Consider the following 17,337-nt stretch of genomic DNA (forward strand, 5'->3'; position numbering starts at 1 on the left):
TAAAAACTCTCCGATACGTATACATGTCCCTTAGGGTATAATAGAAATTAGAAGATAGAGATTAGAAGATAGAGATTAGAAGTTAGTTCTTGGGAGCACTGCTCTAAGACGCAATAAGAGAAGCGAGCTGTCTAGTCTCTGAGTACTAGACGGCTCGCTTTATGTGTCTCTTGCCTCAAGGAGTATAGCATCTAGCCCGCAGTGGTTGCAGGCTAGAATGCTTAGGAGAGACTTTGTTGTATCCCCTTAGGATAGAAGTAGCTACACCCCGCTCTGCGCTAGCTCGAGGAGGTGCTGCATCATCTCTTGGTGATGTGTAGATTGTCTTGCTCGAGAGGCTGCCTCTAGAGCCTTGGAGAGACTGGTGGGTGTGAGATAAGGTAGTCGTATATCCATAGTCGTCTAGTCATGTGATCGGGGATGGCGACGCTGTTAGTCTTGATAGGCTACAGCTTACGAGATCCTCGTACACAGACTAAACGCTTAGACGGGCGCAATATTGCGCTCACGAACCATCTTGCGCAGATTGATCAGCGCATAGCGCATACGTCCGAGAGCTGTGCTGATGCTTACCTCGGTGCGCTCGGCTATCTCCTTGAAGGGGATATCCTCGTAGATCCTCATCTTGAGCACCTCTCTCTGCGCTTCGGGGAGGTCCTCGACGCAGAGCGATATCTGGTGGTACATAGCTTCCTGATCGTCAAAGAAGTCTTCGGGGAGGTCGCTCGCTGGTGTTAGATCCAGGATCTGCTGATTGGCATCGTAGTTGGTCACGTAGAGAGAGCGCTTCTCACTGCGGAAGTGATCCATCATCATGTTGTGCGTCAGGCGTAAGAGCCAAGCCTTGAACTTGCCTTTGGCACGGTACTTACCCTCTTTGAGGGTACGCATCACCTTGATGAAGACCTCCTGAAAGAGATCATCAGCGACATCGCTATCAGCGACTGTCAGGAATATATAGTTATGTATGTCGGCTTCGTACCGACGGAGGAGCTCAGCAAAAGCTCTATCACAGCCCTCACAATATTGGCAGACGAGCTCATCGTCGCTGCACGTACGGAGTGTGGTCATATATAGGGAGTGTCCTTTGTATTTATAAAAGGTAGCTGTCTATCCTATAGGCTGTGATTACTTGTTGGTTACTTAACGGTACTGCAAAGTAACCAAATCTTCCCGAGATATGCAAATCCTTACGTGTAACGACATGTAGGGACGCTCGGTCGAGCGTCCGTTGTGTCAAAGGTTACAGCATCGTGGTGCAAACGGAGACGGACGCTCTCCTGCTAGAGACGAGCCGTGTGTTCCTACAAGTGGTTACTCGGCTCGCTCGTTGCCGAGGAGATATCTTTCATCTGGAGCGTCTGAGTGACGGTCTTTAGGAGGATCTTGAGATCTAGGGCGAAGGAGAGATGGTGCACATACCACGCATCATACGTAAAGCGATGCTGATAGCTTAGCTTGTTGCGACCATTGATCTGCGCCAAGCCTGTGATCCCAGGGCGCACCTGATATCGGACACGCTGTGCTGGGGTGATGGCTATTGAGTCGCCCTCGATGGAGACGCTAATGATATCGACCTTCTTGCGCTCCGTAGGAATGTGACGATAGGTGGCTAGGAAGGGACGAGGACCCACGAGGCTCATATCCCCACGTAGTACATTCCACAGTTGCGGTAGCTCGTCGATGGAGGTTTTGCGGATAAACCGCCCCATAGCGGTCAGGCGCTGCGCATCGGGAAGCAGATTGCCCGCAGCATCTCGCTCGTCCGTCATTGACTTGAACTTGTACATATTAAAGAGTCGCTCTCCTCGTCCGGGACGTGCTTGGGAGAAGAAGACCCCAGCCCCCTTATTGGCAAAGGACATCACCACGATCACCACAAGAAGCAGTGGAGACAGGATGGTCAGTCCCAGTAGGGCGCAGATTATGTCTAGGAGTCGCTTGATGTAGTTACGATACATACCAGTCTATGCTACAGGGGGGAGTATGTGAGCGATCAGATTGAAGAGCCTAGGGGCGCAATGTGCTATACGAATGAGCGGAGCACCCTTACGACCAGCGTAGCGCATGAGGAGCTTGTGGTTCCCCGACTGCTTCATACGCTGTGTGTAGGATTTGAGCTCGGAGACCGTGCCATAGCGAGCGACCATACGCAGACCTGATCGATAAAAGCCAGAGGCTAGTTTCAGATAGAATGAGCGCAAGTCGTCCTGACCTTTGGCACACTCGAGTAATCTGAAGGAACCCTCTAGACGAGAGATGCCCCGGAGGTGTAGCGTGTCGGGATTGTGAATGGTAGAGTCAGCTCTCTGATAGTAGCAATAGGCTACGATAGGGACGAGTAGTACCCGCTCGGCATAGGCTGTGTAGTGCCAGTAGAAGAGCGCATCCTCATGAAGCAATCCCTCCATAAAGCGTGCTTGATGCTCCTCAAGCATGGCGCGTCGCCAGAGAAAGGAGCAGACACTTCCCGACAGATTGCGCTGGGTCAAGAGCGCCCTACCATCGGTACATTGAAGCTGGTCAAAGTCATGTACGGAGGTGTCCATCCACTCGGAGGGAACCTCCTCTCCCTCGTCTGCTACATTGCGTACGCCAAAGCAGAGCATGTCGTACGGCTTGTCATATGACTCCTTGGTAATGAGTGTGAGCAGGTAACTTGCTGCGACACTATCCACCCAGTCATCGGCATCGACAAACCAAACGTAGGCTCCCTGAGCTACTTCTAGCCCTTTGTTGCGAGCTGCCGACTGACCTTGGTTGGTCTGGCTGATGATGCGTATACGTTGCTCAGGGTGTTGCGTCTGATAGTTGGTCACTACCTCCAGTGTCTCATCTTGGCTCCCATCATTGATCACGATAATCTCTATAGCCGTCGCAGCGTCAAGGATAGCGACGAGAGAGTCTAGGCAGCGTGCGATAGTCTTCGCACCATTATATATAGGAATGATGACAGAGAGGGGTAGTTCTACACTCATAGCTTCGCTTCCTTAGGTATATAGCGTGCGTTGACCTCTTTGCGCTCCGCATCACACCACCAGCCCCACTTGTTGAAGTACTTGACCATCGAGGAGATGTGGTGCCATAGGAGCTTAGCATCGTGATACGAGCCTCGGCTGTGGACATGCGTGATCTTGGCCTCCGGATGACAGATCGTCTTGGAGACTTGGCCGATGCGTCTAGAGAGGTCGATGTCCTCGACATACATGAAGAAGCGCTCATCAAAGCCTCCGACACGCTCCAGTGTCTCCATCCTTGTGAACATGAAGCAACCCGACAAGTAGGGTACCTCAACAGGCTTGCTGTAGTCGAGCCAGTGCATCTCGTACCGCTTATTGACCTTGTCGCGTACCCACTGACTGAAAGAGAAGCGACGCAAGAGCACATCGCACGGTCTAGGGAGGAGCTTGCAGAGTTGCTGCGGACGGCCGTCAGGATAGTAGACAAACGGAGATACGAGCCCCACCTCCTCGTGCTCCTCCATATAAGCGGTAAGCGTATCTAGCACCGTCTCGTCAAAGCGCACGTCGGGATTGATGATCACATGGTATCGAGCGCCCTCGCTGTGGGCTAGGCGTATGGCTATGTTGTGTGCCTTGCCAAAGCCTAGGTTGCTCGGCTGATGCTCGTAGTAGATCCGACCCTTACCGACGGGAAGCTCTGCGAGGTAGCACATCTCGTCCGTGGGGGAATTGTCAATCAGGTAGAGACGCTTGTCCGTCTCCACCCGTGGCTGTGAGGGCGTTCGAAAGAAGTCCTCAATGATCTGCTCCACAAAGGACGCATTACTCTTGTAGAGTACTATAGAGCCAGTCGTTAGCACCTATCTATTGCCTATCTATTTATGCGTTATCCAAGATATTTCCTCAGTAGTTGCTGGTAGATGCGATGGTACTGTAGCGCCATGCGTTGGCGACCATACAGTGCGCCCATCTCCAGAGCTTCTTGTCTATCAAACGTCACAGAGGGTGCTTTTAGTATACAGTCGGCACACTGAGATACATTTCCGATATCAAAACGTAGAGCTACCATCTGAGGAACATGTTCCAATATCTCGTCAAAGATAGACAAATTCGAGTGAATGACCACACATCCCGAAGCTACGCCCTCGATGACGTTAAGCGGTAAGCCCTCGGCATGACTAGCCGTAATCAGTGCATCAGAAGCACTTAGGTAGTCCGCCACGCGATCGGTAAAGCCGACAAACTGAACCTGCTCACCCAAGGGCTTAGCTAGTTGTCGGCAGCGCCTCTCTAGAGGACCCTTGCCCAGGAAGAGAAGACGCAGGTCGCTCGGGAGCTGGCGTCGCCTCTTCAGACGACGCATGGCGCGTAGGATGAGCTCGGGGTCTTTGCGCTTGATGAGACCTCCGCAATATGTGATGATGTAACCCTGATCGGGGAGGTTTAGTTGGTGACGCAGTTGTGTCCGTTCGGAGGAACTGGCGGGAGGAGTGAAGCGTGCGTTGTCAATGCCATTGGGTGCGACATAGACGCTAACCTTCGTAGGCAGGTCTTTGCGGTAATAGTCACGACAGACGTGCGAGACGCAGACCACCTCACGGTGACGAGACAAAGCACACATCAAGCGACGACACATATAGCCACCGAGCAGGCGTCCCTTGCCGTAGGTAAAGTCTAGCTTGGCGATGTTGTGCTGTGTCGATAAGAGGATGTAGCGATGCGCTAGATAGCTGGTTACGATGTCAGGCTGGTAAGTGTGGCTGTGCACCAGTGTGATGTTGTAGTGCTGCAGACACTCATCGAGGAGCTTGGCTGCCGATCGGGGGAAGAGCTCCAGCTGTCCACGTGTGAAGCCGAGCTCGATGATCTCGCAACCCATCGCTTGCAGTTCGTCAGCCATCGCCTCGCCCTGAGGCTCTAGTGTGCAGAGCTGTATGATGTACGGCTTGTAGTAGCCCTCGGGTAGTCCTGCGATAATGTCTCGCACCACAAAGAGAGGACCTTGCGGGCGGATCTGATTCACTACAAAGGCGATCGCTCTAGGCGGTGTAGGCTCATTGCTTACCATAGCGTAGGAGTATAGGTGTATTCGTCATAGATCCATCGGTAGGTGTGGAGCGAGCTGCCGGGGTCCATGACATTATTGACAGTAAAGATGAAGTAGAGGATCATCACCCCAGCGATAGCCAGCTGATACCCTCTATCTTTTACCAATAGCAGCAAGTTCGGCAGTGCCACACAGATCATGATGCCAGGGTTGTACATAAAGCGCATTGCCACGCTGGAGGAGAGGGTGCAGTTGTAGATCATACTACTGAAGGCGATGAGTAGGATAGCCAGACGAGTCACCCTGTCACGCTCCTTATTTAGGTAGAGCGACCCAATGAGGCAGAGGATCGCCATCCCGTTTTGTGTTAACACATTGACCCATCCTTGGTGCGTCTCCCACCCATCAGAGGATATGTAGAAGGAGTAGCGCTCAGGCAGCATCGGCTCCAGCACATGCCCTACCACCTTAAAGAGCGGGTTCCCCACCGCGAGCGTCACCACGAGTAGCGCCGTCAGCACGCGCCAGTCCCACCGTATAGCCATCATCGGTAGGATGAGCAACCATATCACCGAGGAGCTGTGTACCAAACAGGAGAGGACGACCCATAGGAAGAAGCGCCAGTAGCGTCGCTCCACATAGAGGTGAAAGGCCGCAAAGGTAATCATCAAGGCAAGGCTTTGGCGCACTCCATTGAGCGACTCTAGGTAACCCGTATTAAAGAGTACAAAGAAGAGCACCCCCAAGGGGTAGGAGATAGAGAGCCGTCGTATGCCTTTAAAGAATAGAGCGATGGTGATCGCCGAGGTGAGGATCATAAAGGAGCGAAAGCTCATCCCCAGAGCACGCATGCCCAGTATTACACCCTTCCACAACGGCTCAAACGCCTGAAAGGATTCGGACGTTATCCAGTTATACCCATTCTCATACACCTCGTAGTCCTTTCCTAGTCCGACCCGCAGACCTGCGAAGCCGACCAGTAGGATAAAGGTGAAGAGCTGGTATAGCCCTTCAAAGCGCTGGTCTCTATAGTACAGCCCCGTGAGCAGGAGCATCAAGCCCACAAGTACGACGTAAGGTATCACAGATTGATGTACTCTTTGATACGACCCTGATGATACCTCGTGCGCTTGTTGTAGGGAGTTGCAAAGGCCCCCATATCCCACAGCTCTCGCAGTAGTGGCACAAGGGTCTCACGGCTTGTCTCGTCCTGCACCTTGTAGAGCTGCTTGGAGATGCGATCGCAGATGACCGCCCAGAGACACTGATTCTTCCAGTAGTGCCACTGTACCACCGAGGCTGATGCGACATACTGCGGGAAGGTGTGACGTATACCCGCTATCCAGTGAGTCATCTTGTTGCATTCTGATGAAGCACTGGAGATAGACGACCTATTATAATAGTAGTAGTAGAGTGGCAAGTGCGTGATGGTGACACGAGGCGAATGTAGCATTAAGTCGCTCCACCAGGGGAAATCTTCAAACTTCAGTCCCTCAACAAAAGGGGTCTCTACCGCCAGCTCTCGACGCACCAGATGACGCCAAGCGTAGAAGTATCGGATCGGATCCGACACTCCGTCAAACCAGCGATGGTTGGTCGCATGTCTGACTACTTCAGTCGTGCAGACAGCGTGCACCTTGCTCAGGTCGTAGCGCTGCGACATGCTCCAGGGCACCACATCATCGTAAGGCTGTCCCAACTTAGCGCGTAGGAGTAGCCGACGCTTGTAGACCATGTCTGGCACCCACGATACGATGTCTGATCCGTCACGCTCAGCCAGTGTCAGCGCCAGCTCGAAGGTCTGCGGGTGGATGAAGTCGTCCGAGTCCACATAGTTGACATACAGCCCACGCGCCACTTGCGTACCCGCATTGCGAGCAGAGGAGAGACCGCCGTTTTCCTTCGTTAGGATACGGAAGCGGCTATCTTGCTCGGCATACTCAGCGAGGATGCTAGCGGAGCCGTCAGGACTACCGTCATCTACGCAGATAGCCTCCCAGTCAGGCATCGTCTGCCCCAGTATGCTGTCTAGACAGCGACGGAGGTACTGCTCGACATTGTAGACAGGTATGATGACCGACACCTTAGGTGTATGGTCCTCTGTAGCTCCTTGTAGTAAAGACATCTTGTGGTAAAGTAATGGGATGAGCAAAATGATCTAACTGCAAAGATACGAAATTAGAGGTTAGACATTAGAGGTTAGAGATTAGAGGTTAGAAATCTGAAAGCTCCGATGGTCCCGATAGCTCTGATGGTTCCGATTCCCTCCGCCTTCCATCTCTAATCTCTCCTTTCTAACCTCTAACTCCCTCGATGCACTCCGACACCCTTCGAAGCCCCCGGCACCATACCCCCGAGGAAATCACAAATACCTCGGTAGGGAACAGAAATCCTCCACGGAGCAATCAAAAAATTCTTCGGAACTTCGAAATCTTTCTTCCGAAGTTTCATTTCATTCTTCCGAACTTTTATTTCGGCCCTCCGTGAAGAAAAATCGTTTTCCACCGAGCTATTCGCAAATTCCTCCGTAGAAACCGTCCGCTGTGTCAAAGCGAGACGTGTAACTCATGTAGGATCGCACGACCTGTGCGTTCGTTGCGTCAAAAGTTGCAGTGTCTTTGTTTAACGGGTACGGACACCCTCCGACTTGACACTTCCGTGCATCCCTACAGCTGGCTACACACTCGGGATATCGTCCCAGCAGGCTACTCGTGAGGCTTGCCGGATGGAGGAGATGGAGGGTGATACGGTTTATTCGCAAAATCTTCGTACCTTTGAAGAGTTGTACGACGAAGGTTACATAAAGGCTGATACTCACGGTGTCACGAAGAGTATGCTGTGCGAAGAGTTGCTTGACTCCTTCTTACTTCGAGCGGTTTTGACGTTGCACCCGTGCCTAGAGGCTTGATGACTCTGTAGCTATGTCGTAATGGTGCCAAGAGCAGGTACCTCGAGCGACCAAAAAACAATCAACGATAGCAAGTTCAAAATATATAAACACACAGATCTATGAAAAAATCAATCGATAAAGCAGGGCTCAAAGCTAAGCTGCACGATGGTATGTCTATCATGATCGGGGGATTTCTCGCTAATGGAACTCCTGAGCGTATTGTCGACGTGCTGGTCGAGTGCGGGGTCAAGGATCTTACGATGATCGTCAATGACACCTCTTATCCCGACCGTGGCTGTGGTCGTCTCATCGCCAATAAGCAGGTCAAGCACCTGATCGTCTCGCACATTGGTACGAACCCAATGACCGCTGAGCAGATGAACAATGGTGAGCTAGAGGTCGAGTTTAGCCCTCAGGGCACACTCGCTGAGCGTATCCGTGTGGGTGGCTGTGGTCTCGGTGGCGTCCTGACGACGACTGGACTGGGCACCATCATTGCTGAGGGTAAGAAGGTCATCAACATCAACGGACAGGACTACCTCCTCGAGCTACCGCTGCGCGCTGACATGGCTTTCATCAAGGGTACTGTCGGTGACGAGACGGGTAACCTCGTATACAAGGGTACGACCCAAAACTTCCAGCCTCTGATGGCTATGGCTGCTGACTGCGTCGTCGCTGAGATTGACGAGCTCGTTCCCGTAGGGCAGATTAGTCCCGAGGCGGTACATACCTCTGGCATCTTCGTAGACTACATCTTCGAGTAAGTCGCACGGAGACTCTATACACATTTGGAGTGCTGTCGTAGGAGCTCCTGAGTAGCCCCCCTCCCCTAAGACAGGCTCTGACCAATCAATCACTTTAACTTTCCCCAGAAAAAATGGCAAATCCAAAATCAATGATCCGTCTACGTATGTCTAGTGCTGATGCGCACTACGGTGGCAATCTAGTAGATGGTGCTAAGATGCTCCAACTCTTTGGTGACGTAGCTACAGAGCTACTTATCATACAGGATGGCGACGAGGGTCTCTTCTGTGCATATGACAAGGTCGAGTTCCTAGCTCCTGTCTATGCTGGTGACTATATAGAGGCTGTCGGCGAGATTACCCAGGTCGGTAATTCATCACGCCAGATGCAGTTTGAGGCTCGCAAGGTGATCGCTCCACGCACAGATATCAGCGCCTCTGCTGCTGATGTGCTCGCAGAGCCTGTCGTCGTATGCCGTGCACATGGTACTTGTGTAGTACCTAAGAAGTGCCAGCGCAAGTCTTAATCTATACAACTCTCTAAAGCTATGGATAAACTAATCCTAACGGCAGCGATCTGCGGTGCCGAGGTAACCAAAGAGCAGAACCCCGCAGTCCCCTATACGATCGATGAGATCGTTCGCGAGGCTAAGTCCGCATATGATGCTGGAGCAGCTGTCATCCACGTCCATGTCCGTGAGGACGATGGTACGCCGACACAGTCCAAGGCACGCTTTAAGGAGGCACTGGACGCTATCTACAAGGTCATCCCTGACGTGATCATCATCCCCTCGACGGGTGGTGCCGTAGGTATGACCGCTGAGGAGCGTCTACAGCCTACTGAGCTGATGCCTGAGATGGCTACGCTAGACTGTGGTACGTGCAACTTTGGCGATGATGTCTTTGAAAATACCATCCCCATGATGCGTGCCTTCGGCAAGCGTATGATCGAGAACAAGATCAAGCCTGAGTACGAGTGCTTTGAGATGGGTCACCTAGACACCATCCTGCGTCTAGCTCAGAGAGGTGAGGTACCTGGAGATCCTATGCAGTTTAACTTCGTGCTAGGTGTCTTCGGCTGCACACCCGCTACGGCTGACAATCTAGCTTGGCTGGTCAACAACATCCCTGCAGGCTCTACCTGGACGGCCACGGGTATCGGTCGTCATGAGTTCCCACTGGCAGCAGTTGCTATCGGTATGGGTGGTCACGTACGTGTCGGCTTTGAGGACAACCTCTACCTATCTAAGGGAGTCCTCGCCAAGAGCAATGGCGAGCTAGTCGCTAAGGCAGCACGCATAGCTCATGAGCTGGGCCGTGAGATCGCTAATCCGGCAGAGGCTCGTCAGATCCTTTCACTGGCTCCACGCCACTAAAGGGTATTGATTTTCCCCTATTTACTAATACAATCACATAATCAATCATATCAACTTTATATGCAGAAGAAAGGAAACAAGTATGGCACGCATCGTGTCATCTCCCCTAAGGGCGTGCTCCCACAGCCCGCAGACAAGATCGACAACAACATGGATGAGATCTACGACAACGAGATCCTCATCGATGTACAGACGCTAAACATCGACTCAGCTAGCTTCACGCAGATTGCGGAGCAGGCTGGTGGCGACAAGGCAAAGATCGCCGAGATCATGATGGGTATCGTCGAGAAGCAAGGTAAGCACCGCAACCCGGTCACAGGCTCTGGTGGTATGCTCCTCGGTACTGTCGAGAAGATCGGTGATGCGCTCAAGGGTAAGATAGACCTCAAGGAGGGCGACAAGATCGCTACTCTCGTGTCTCTCTCTCTGACTCCCCTACGCATCGACAAGATCAAGGATATCCGCCCCGACATTGACCAGGTAGACATCGACGGTAAGGCTATCCTCTTCGAGAGCGGTATCTACGCTAAGATCCCCGAAGACCTACCCGAGAACCTCGCTCTCTCAGCTCTAGACGTAGCTGGTGCTCCTGCTCAGGTGGCTAAGCTAGTCAAGCCCGGCGACACTGTCCTCATCATCGGTGCTGGTGGTAAGAGCGGTATGCTCTGCTGCTACGAGGCTAAGAAGCGTGCTGGTGTCACAGGTAAGGTGATCGGCATGTGCCACTCACAGCGTAGTACCGATCGTCTGAAGGCGCTCGGCTTCTGCGACTATGTCTTCTCAGGCAATGCTACACAGCCTGTACCCGTCATGGAGGAGATCGAGAAGCTCACCGACGGTAAGATGTGTGATGTCACGATCAACAATGTCAATATCACCGATACAGAGATGACCAGCATCCTCTGTACGAAGGATGACGGTGTCGTCTACTTCTTCTCTATGGCTACGAGCTTTACCAAGGCAGCTCTAGGCGCTGAGGGTGTCGGCAAGGATGTGACGATGATCGTGGGCAATGGTTACACGAAGGGTCACGCAGAGATCACACTACAGGAGCTTCGCGAGAGTGAGGCCCTGCGTAAGATCTTCACTGAGCTCTATGCTTAAGTGAACCGCTGAGAGATTAGAGTGTATCCAAGACACTCTAATCTCTTAGCCTTTATCGAAATTCAATCCCCTATCAATCACACACACAATGAACGAAAGCAGAAGGAAAGAGTTCTTTCCCGAAGTATCTGACGCTGATTGGAATGATTGGCACTGGCAGGTACGTAACCGTATAGAGACACTGGACCAGCTCAAGAAGTATATCAAACTAACACCCGAAGAGGAGGAGGGTGTACGCGAGTCGCTCAAGACGATCCGTATGGCTATCACGCCTTACTATCTCAGTCTGATTGACCCGAACGACCCGAACGACCCTGTGCGTAAGCAGTCGATCCCGACGATCAATGAGCTACACGTAAGCCCAGAGGATCAGCTAGACCCGCTAAGTGAGGATGAGGACTCACCCGTACCTGGCTTGACACACCGCTATCCTGATCGTGTCCTCTTCCTAATCACCGACATGTGCTCTATGTACTGCCGTCACTGCACGCGTCGCCGCTTCGCTGGACAAAAGGACGCTGCCTCGCCTAAGGAGCGCATTGAGAAGTGTATTGAGTACATCGAGCAGACACCTGAAGTGCGCGACGTGCTACTCTCTGGTGGTGACGCTCTGATGGTCAGCGACAAGATGCTCGAGTATATCATACAGCGTCTACGTGCTATCCCCCACGTGGAGATCATCCGCATCGGATCACGTACACCTGTCGTATGCCCACAGCGTATCACTCCTGAGCTAGTACAGATGCTGAGCAAGTATCATCCGATCTGGCTCAATACGCACTTTAACCACCCCAACGAGGTGACACGCGAGAGCCGTGAGGCGTGCGAGCGCATGGCAAATGCGGGCATACCGCTAGGTAATCAGTCGGTGCTACTACGTGGCATCAACGACTGCCCCTCGATCATGAAGCACCTCGTCCATGAGTTGGTCAAGATGCGTGTGCGTCCATACTATATATATGTATGTGACCTCTCACGGGGTATCTCACACTTCCGTACGCCAGTCTCTAAGGGTATCGAGATCATCGAGGCTCTACGTGGACATACGTCAGGATATGCTGTGCCTACCTTCGTCGTAGACGCTCCAGGTGGTGGTGGCAAGACACCAGTCATGCCAAACTATGTGATCTCTCAGTCGCCTCACCGTGTGGTGCTACGCAACTACGAGGGAGTCATCACGACCTACACCGAGCCTAGTGACTACAAGGAGGAGCCCTGTCAGTGTCCTGACTGTAAGAAGGCTCGTCACGAGGGAGTCTATGGACTCCTCACGGGCGATCGTCTAGCTATGGCTCCTGAGCATCTAGACCGCAAGGAGCGTAGCCGTAAGTGGCGCGAAGCTCACAAAGGATAAAAGCTCCTCACGCCTTTGATTACGTAGCTCTCTGGATATCAAATCAACTATTTATGCCATTCATCGCAAACATAGCTCAGCTCAAGAGTCTCGCTATCGTGGGGACGGCTAAGAATGTGGGCAAGACGGAAAGTCTTAACTACATCCTTGGTGCTCTCCGAGAGAGATACCCAGAGCTACAGCTGGCGTTGACGTCGATCGGCATAGATGGAGAGCTACGTGATCAGGTGACACAGACGGACAAGCCTGAGATAACCCTCCACGAGGGGATGCGCTTTGTGACGGCGGAAAACTTCTTTCGCAAGAAGCTCCTTCCAGCCGAGATATTTGACATTGATCGCATCTACTCCTCCTCTATCGGACGGCTTATCTATGCCCGAGCTCGTGGCATCGGTAAGACGCTCATCGCAGGTCCCCCCTCGACGGGAGGTCTGCGTCGTGTAGTCACGAGGATGAGGCAGGAGGGTGTCGATCTGACTCTCATCGACGGTGCGCTCTCACGTCTCTCGCTGGCATCGCCCTCGGTGGCCGAGGGGATGGTGCTGGCTACGGGTAGTGCCTACTCGGCTCAACCCGAGCAGCTCATCAAGCGTATGCGTGAACTGATGCGTCTGATTCGTCTACCTCAGCTGACCGACAGAAAGCTTGCCGAGCAGCTCGCTGAGGTGGACAAGGGCGTTCGTCTCTTAACCGATGAGGGGGCCATCGTAGATCCAGGCTTTGCCTCTGCGCTCACCCCTGACATGTGGCGTGACACGACTTGGCTGGCTGAGGGCGATACGCTCTACGTCCCTGGCGTGGTCAGTGACAAACTATTAAGCCAACTGAGACTCATAAAGCGACACAGACAGCTTGTCGTCAAAGACTTTACTCGTATCTTTGCATCGGGACAAGCTGTGCAGAGTTATCTGGCTACTGGCAGGGAGATAAAGACTCTATATAGTAGTAAGCTTATGGCGGTCACGTTCAATCCTTTAGCCCCCTCGGGCTATCGCCTGGACAGTGAGCGCATGTGCGAGCGACTATCTGAGACTCTGGAGGTCCCTGTATATGATGTTAGAAGGCTATGAAAGATCTACGTAGTTGTATAGACCAAATAAGCGGACTGCGCTATGTCGTGGAGGAGATGCACTTCAACTCTTCTCCAGGACGTATGGCTATGCTGGCTACGCCTTGGAGTGTTGAGGTGGAGGCTATTGAGCAGAGACTAGATGAGGTCGCTCGCTACATAGGCTACCTGTCCGACCATGAGCAGCAGAAAGGTATGCAAGAGGTGGCAATCCACCTTTGCGAGCTGATGAATGTGTCGGGCTCTATCGAGACAGTCCGACAGCCTCAGGTTATCTGTAGTGACATTGACCTCTTTGAGATCAAGCGACTTGCGCTCATCGAGGAGAAGGTGCGTCGCCTCGCCGAGCAGTATCATCTAGAGATCTTACAGTGTCACTCACTCACTGAGGTCGTGGATATACTGGACATCGATGGGGAGCGACTACCGAGCTTCTACATTAGCGACAGCTATAGTACGGTGCTACGCTCACTGCGCAAGCAGATGGAGCGCACCTCCGAAGAGACCGAGCGAGATGAGCTGGCGGTCCAATGTGCTATCGAAGAGGATCGTGTGCGCAAGCGTCTCACCGAGGCGCTGCACCCCTATGCTGATCAGATAGAGGAGGCGCTTATGGCTTTGGCTCAGATAGACAAGCTACACGCTATCGCTCAGTGGGCTGTAGCACATGGGTGCTGCCGTCCTAAACCGATACGCTCTGGCGAGAGCACTCTGACAGATCTGATACACCCAGAGGTGGCTTACCATCTAGCTGAGCGACAGGATAGATTCCAGCCAGTGACGATCTCTTACTCCGATCAGCCCACGCTCATCACGGGGGCTAACATGGCGGGCAAGAGTGTCCTCCTAGCTTCCATAGGACTGGCGCAGTGTCTCATGCAGTTTGGTTGCTATGTCACGGCTCAGCAAGTTCAGCTGGTGCCTGTGGATGAAGTGATCTTCTCCATCGGAGATGACCAAGATATCAAGTCTGGTCTCTCCTCTTATGGCGCTGAGATGCTACGTCTCAATCGAATCATCGAGTCGGTCAAGGAAGGCAAGCAGGTCCTAGCACTCATTGATGAGCCAGCTCGTACGACCAACCCCGAGGAGGGACACGCCCTGGTGAGTGCACTCGTACAGCTCTTCGCTCAGTATGCTGTGCGAGCTATCATCACGACACACTATAGTGGTATCTTGGGGCGATGCCACAGATGGAGAGTACGGGGCTTCGTGGAGGAGCGCCTACGCAAGCCTCTTGAGATCAACCAGCTCAATCGTTGTATCGACTACTCTCTCATATACGACACCCAAACCGATGCGCCTCACGAGGCTCTCCGCATAGCAGAGATACTAGGCATGGATAGGGAGCTATTAGATTTATGCGAAAAGAACTTAGCAACAAAGAATGAAGACAAGTAAAGTAGGTATAGACTTTGCCAAAGTGGACAAAGCACGCAACGCTGCCGGCGCTATCGCCGAGGAGGTGCAGAGCTTTGTCGACCGCTATACGACTGTGACGGTCGAGCGCACGCTCTGTCGCTTCGTCGGGATTGACGGAGTGGATGAGCATGACGTGCCTCTGCCCAACGTCGTCGTGACACACATTAAGGAGCAGGAGGCTCTCTCAGACGGAGCTTTCTTTTACCTTGCCAACGCAATGCTTGCTACGGGTATGGATCCACAGCAGATTGCCGAGGGAGTGGCTCGTGGAGAGATAAACTTGACTCACTATCCAGCACGCACGCCACAAGAGATAGCCGACGTACTAGAGCCATACATCCTCAAGGGTATGCAGCGCATCGTCGAGCATAGAGAGCGTCGTGAGAATTACCTCAAGACGATCGGTGAGGGACCTAAGCCCTACCTCTATGTAATCGTCGCTACGGGTAATATCTACGAGGACGTGATCCAGGCGCAGGCTGCTGCACGTCAGGGTGCTGACATTATCGCTGTGATCCGTACTACGGGACAGAGCTTGATCGACTACGTTCCTTACGGTGCTACGACCGAGGGCTTCGGTGGTACCTATGCGACGCAGGAGAACTTCCGCATCATGCGCAAAGCGCTTGACGAGGTTGGCGAGGAGCGTGGCAAGTACGTGCGTCTCTGTAACTATTGCTCTGGTCTCTGTATGCCAGAGATCGCCATCATGGGTGCTTTCGAGGGACTGGACGTCATGCTCAACGATGCGCTCTACGGTATCCTCTTCCGTGACATCAATATGCAGCGCACGATCATCGACCAGTACACCAGTCGTGTGATCAACGGCTTCGCCGGCGTCATCATCAACACGGGTGAGGACAACTACCTCACGACGGCTGATGCTATCGAGCAGGCACACACGGTCCTTGCGTCAGACTTTATCAATGAGCAGTTTGCCCTACGAGCTGCACTCCCTGAGGAGCAGATGGGTCTAGGACACGCCTTCGAGATGGATCCGATGACCGAAAACGGATTCCTCTTCGAGCTGGCGCAGGCTCAGATGACGCGTGAGATCTTCCCCAAGGCTCCCCTCAAGTACATGCCTCCTACGAAGTTTATGACTGGAAACATCTTCCGTGGTCACATACAGGATGCACTCTTTAATATAATAGGTATTTGGACGCATCAGGGACTACAGCTCCTTGGTATGCCGACGGAGGCTATCCATACGCCTTTCATGAGCGACCGCTTCCTCTCTATTGAGAATGCACGCTACATCTTCAACAATATGCGCTCCATCGGAGACGAGGTTGAATTTAAGGAGGGTGGTATCATCCAGAGCCGTGCTCGTGAGGTACTAGACAAGACGCTAGACCTTCTCGAGGAGATCAAGGGCGAGGGACTCTTTACCGCGCTCTCTAAGGGTATCTTTGCAGATATCAAGCGTCCCCTGGACGGAGGACGTGGGTTGGACGGTGTCAAGCCAAAGAGCGAGCGCTACTACAACCCAACACTGGAACTAATGAAGAACCGTAAGATACAAGGCAAGCTATGAGTGGAGGACTATATTCAATGGAGGCGAAGGACTTTGACCGTACCCTCGACCTCTCACAAGTAAAGCCTTACGGCGATACCATGAACGATGGTAAGGTACAGCTGAGCTTCACGCTGCCTGTACCTAAAGGGGCTGAGGCCGAGGAGGCTGCTAAGCTCCTACTTAAGGAGATGGGACTACAAAATCCGATGGTTGTCTTCTCTGAGGAGCTGACCAAGGGCTTTACCTTCTTCAATTGTTATGGTAGTTGCACCCATACGGTTGACTACTCCAACATTTACGTGCCCAAAGTCGAGTCGACCACCTGGGGCATGGAGGAGACCGACGAGTTCATCCGCACACACATCGGACGTAAGCTGGTCGTACTAGGAGCTAGTACTGGCACCGATGCCCACACAGTCGGTATTGATGCGATCATGAATATGAAGGGCTTCGCAGGTCACTACGGTCTGGAGCGCTACGATATGATCGACGCTTACAACCTCGGTAGTCAGGTACCCAACGAGGAGCTCATCGCCAAGGGTATCGAGATGAATGCCGATGCCCTCCTCGTCTCGCAGACTGTCACGCAGAAGGATGTACACATCAAGAACATGACCGAGTTCATTGAGCTTGTCGAGGCTGAGGGCTTACGCGACAAGATGATCATCATCTGTGGTGGACCACGTATTTCGCACGAGCTAGCCAAGGAGCTAGGCTTTGACGCTGGTTTTGGAGCCAACACTTTTGCCGATGATGTGGCTTCCTTCATCTGCCAGGAGATCGTTCGTCGCAAAGAGGCTGCCGAAGGCAAGTAGTACTCAGCCTGCTATAACTAAGAAGTAATATAAAT

At 52.7% G+C, this 17,337-nt stretch carries 17 protein-coding genes; 9 read left to right on the plus strand and 8 right to left on the minus strand.

Features of this window, described 5'->3' with window-relative positions; all coding sequences use genetic code 11:
* Positions 1 to 261 precede the first annotated feature (261 nt).
* From PORUE0001_RS11025 to PORUE0001_RS00415, 8 genes are all read right to left on the minus strand, one after another.
* A complete protein-coding gene (locus PORUE0001_RS11025; RefSeq protein WP_007364501.1) occupies positions 262 to 396 on the minus strand; it encodes a hypothetical protein in 135 nt (44 codons plus the stop codon).
* Positions 397 to 483: 87 nt separating this feature from the next.
* Positions 484 to 1,071 (minus strand): RNA polymerase sigma factor, encoded by a 588-nt coding sequence (locus tag PORUE0001_RS00385; RefSeq protein ID WP_007364459.1) that lies wholly within the window; start codon positions 1,069 to 1,071, stop codon positions 484 to 486.
* A gap of 233 nt (positions 1,072 to 1,304) precedes the next feature.
* Positions 1,305 to 1,961, minus strand: a complete 657-nt coding sequence (locus PORUE0001_RS00390) for a sugar transferase (RefSeq protein ID WP_007364483.1) — start codon at positions 1,959 to 1,961, stop codon at positions 1,305 to 1,307.
* Between the two features lie 6 nt (positions 1,962 to 1,967).
* The gene (locus PORUE0001_RS00395; protein WP_007364473.1) at positions 1,968 to 2,978 is read right to left on the minus strand and encodes a glycosyltransferase family 2 protein; all 1,011 of its coding nucleotides are present in this window, start codon (positions 2,976 to 2,978) and stop codon (positions 1,968 to 1,970) included.
* On the minus strand, positions 2,975 to 3,775 hold the full coding sequence (locus PORUE0001_RS00400) for a glycosyltransferase (protein WP_232501371.1): 801 nt from the start codon (positions 3,773 to 3,775) through the stop codon (positions 2,975 to 2,977). The genes PORUE0001_RS00395 and PORUE0001_RS00400 overlap by 4 nt, the downstream gene beginning before the upstream one ends.
* 74 nt (positions 3,776 to 3,849) lie before the next feature.
* The gene (locus PORUE0001_RS00405) at positions 3,850 to 5,031 is read right to left on the minus strand and encodes a glycosyltransferase family 4 protein (protein ID WP_007364488.1); all 1,182 of its coding nucleotides are present in this window, start codon (positions 5,029 to 5,031) and stop codon (positions 3,850 to 3,852) included.
* On the minus strand, positions 5,025 to 6,095 hold the full coding sequence (locus tag PORUE0001_RS00410) for an EpsG family protein (RefSeq protein ID WP_007364456.1): 1,071 nt from the start codon (positions 6,093 to 6,095) through the stop codon (positions 5,025 to 5,027). The genes PORUE0001_RS00405 and PORUE0001_RS00410 overlap by 7 nt, the downstream gene beginning before the upstream one ends.
* Entirely contained in the window at positions 6,092 to 7,135 is a 1,044-nt protein-coding gene (locus tag PORUE0001_RS00415; RefSeq protein WP_007364460.1) for a glycosyltransferase, read from the minus strand. The genes PORUE0001_RS00410 and PORUE0001_RS00415 overlap by 4 nt, the downstream gene beginning before the upstream one ends.
* An 884-nt stretch (positions 7,136 to 8,019) precedes the next feature.
* On the opposite strand from PORUE0001_RS00415, the gene PORUE0001_RS00425 reads away from it, so the two are divergent.
* The 9 genes from PORUE0001_RS00425 to PORUE0001_RS00465 all read left to right on the plus strand — a co-directional run bounded on the left by PORUE0001_RS00425 (position 8,020) and on the right by PORUE0001_RS00465 (position 17,302).
* Positions 8,020 to 8,664, plus strand: coding sequence for a CoA transferase subunit A (locus tag PORUE0001_RS00425; protein ID WP_007364495.1), 645 nt, complete (start codon positions 8,020 to 8,022; stop codon positions 8,662 to 8,664).
* A gap of 113 nt (positions 8,665 to 8,777) precedes the next feature.
* Positions 8,778 to 9,170 (plus strand): hotdog fold domain-containing protein, encoded by a 393-nt coding sequence (locus tag PORUE0001_RS00430; RefSeq protein WP_007364466.1) that lies wholly within the window; start codon positions 8,778 to 8,780, stop codon positions 9,168 to 9,170.
* 21 nt (positions 9,171 to 9,191) lie between these two features.
* Positions 9,192 to 10,019, plus strand: a complete 828-nt coding sequence (locus tag PORUE0001_RS00435) for a 3-keto-5-aminohexanoate cleavage protein (RefSeq protein WP_007364475.1) — start codon at positions 9,192 to 9,194, stop codon at positions 10,017 to 10,019.
* Positions 10,020 to 10,079: 60 nt separating this feature from the next.
* Entirely contained in the window at positions 10,080 to 11,123 is a 1,044-nt protein-coding gene (locus tag PORUE0001_RS00440) for a zinc-binding dehydrogenase (protein WP_007364489.1), read from the plus strand.
* Between the two features lie 88 nt (positions 11,124 to 11,211).
* Positions 11,212 to 12,477, plus strand: a complete 1,266-nt coding sequence (gene ablA, locus PORUE0001_RS00445; protein ID WP_007364490.1) for a lysine 2,3-aminomutase — start codon at positions 11,212 to 11,214, stop codon at positions 12,475 to 12,477.
* Positions 12,478 to 12,530: 53 nt separating this feature from the next.
* Positions 12,531 to 13,547: a hypothetical protein gene (locus tag PORUE0001_RS00450; RefSeq protein ID WP_007364471.1), complete on the plus strand. Its 1,017-nt coding sequence runs from the start codon at positions 12,531 to 12,533 to the stop codon at positions 13,545 to 13,547.
* Positions 13,544 to 14,947: a MutS-related protein gene (locus tag PORUE0001_RS00455; RefSeq protein WP_007364503.1), complete on the plus strand. Its 1,404-nt coding sequence runs from the start codon at positions 13,544 to 13,546 to the stop codon at positions 14,945 to 14,947. The genes PORUE0001_RS00450 and PORUE0001_RS00455 overlap by 4 nt, the downstream gene beginning before the upstream one ends.
* The gene (locus PORUE0001_RS00460) at positions 14,934 to 16,505 is read left to right on the plus strand and encodes a lysine 5,6-aminomutase subunit alpha (RefSeq protein ID WP_007364496.1); all 1,572 of its coding nucleotides are present in this window, start codon (positions 14,934 to 14,936) and stop codon (positions 16,503 to 16,505) included. Before PORUE0001_RS00455 ends, PORUE0001_RS00460 begins: the two co-directional genes overlap by 14 nt.
* On the plus strand, positions 16,502 to 17,302 hold the full coding sequence (locus tag PORUE0001_RS00465) for an OAM dimerization domain-containing protein (protein ID WP_039865118.1): 801 nt from the start codon (positions 16,502 to 16,504) through the stop codon (positions 17,300 to 17,302). The genes PORUE0001_RS00460 and PORUE0001_RS00465 overlap by 4 nt, the downstream gene beginning before the upstream one ends.
* Positions 17,303 to 17,337 lie beyond the last annotated feature (35 nt).

Source organism: Porphyromonas uenonis 60-3 (genome assembly GCF_000174775.1).
Lineage (GTDB): Bacteria > Bacteroidota > Bacteroidia > Bacteroidales > Porphyromonadaceae > Porphyromonas > Porphyromonas uenonis_A.

Excerpts from the sequence above, each read along its gene's own strand:
- PORUE0001_RS00455 (WP_007364503.1), top strand. The coding sequence starts at position 13,544 with ATGAAAGATCTACGTAGTTGTATAGACCAAATAAGCGGACTGCGCTAT.
- PORUE0001_RS00465 (WP_039865118.1), top strand. The coding sequence starts at position 16,502 with ATGAGTGGAGGACTATATTCAATGGAGGCGAAGGACTTTGACCGTACC.
- PORUE0001_RS00440 (WP_007364489.1), top strand. The coding sequence starts at position 10,080 with ATGCAGAAGAAAGGAAACAAGTATGGCACGCATCGTGTCATCTCCCCT.
- PORUE0001_RS11025 (WP_007364501.1), bottom strand. The coding sequence starts at position 396 with ATGGATATACGACTACCTTATCTCACACCCACCAGTCTCTCCAAGGCT.
- PORUE0001_RS00390 (WP_007364483.1), bottom strand. The coding sequence starts at position 1,961 with ATGTATCGTAACTACATCAAGCGACTCCTAGACATAATCTGCGCCCTA.
- PORUE0001_RS00385 (WP_007364459.1), bottom strand. The coding sequence starts at position 1,071 with ATGACCACACTCCGTACGTGCAGCGACGATGAGCTCGTCTGCCAATAT.
- PORUE0001_RS00405 (WP_007364488.1), bottom strand. The coding sequence starts at position 5,031 with ATGGTAAGCAATGAGCCTACACCGCCTAGAGCGATCGCCTTTGTAGTG.
- PORUE0001_RS00450 (WP_007364471.1), top strand. The coding sequence starts at position 12,531 with ATGCCATTCATCGCAAACATAGCTCAGCTCAAGAGTCTCGCTATCGTG.
- PORUE0001_RS00415 (WP_007364460.1), bottom strand. The coding sequence starts at position 7,135 with ATGTCTTTACTACAAGGAGCTACAGAGGACCATACACCTAAGGTGTCG.
- PORUE0001_RS00460 (WP_007364496.1), top strand. The coding sequence starts at position 14,934 with ATGAAGACAAGTAAAGTAGGTATAGACTTTGCCAAAGTGGACAAAGCA.
- PORUE0001_RS00425 (WP_007364495.1), top strand. The coding sequence starts at position 8,020 with ATGAAAAAATCAATCGATAAAGCAGGGCTCAAAGCTAAGCTGCACGAT.
- PORUE0001_RS00430 (WP_007364466.1), top strand. The coding sequence starts at position 8,778 with ATGGCAAATCCAAAATCAATGATCCGTCTACGTATGTCTAGTGCTGAT.
- PORUE0001_RS00395 (WP_007364473.1), bottom strand. The coding sequence starts at position 2,978 with ATGAGTGTAGAACTACCCCTCTCTGTCATCATTCCTATATATAATGGT.
- ablA (WP_007364490.1), top strand. The coding sequence starts at position 11,212 with ATGAACGAAAGCAGAAGGAAAGAGTTCTTTCCCGAAGTATCTGACGCT.
- PORUE0001_RS00435 (WP_007364475.1), top strand. The coding sequence starts at position 9,192 with ATGGATAAACTAATCCTAACGGCAGCGATCTGCGGTGCCGAGGTAACC.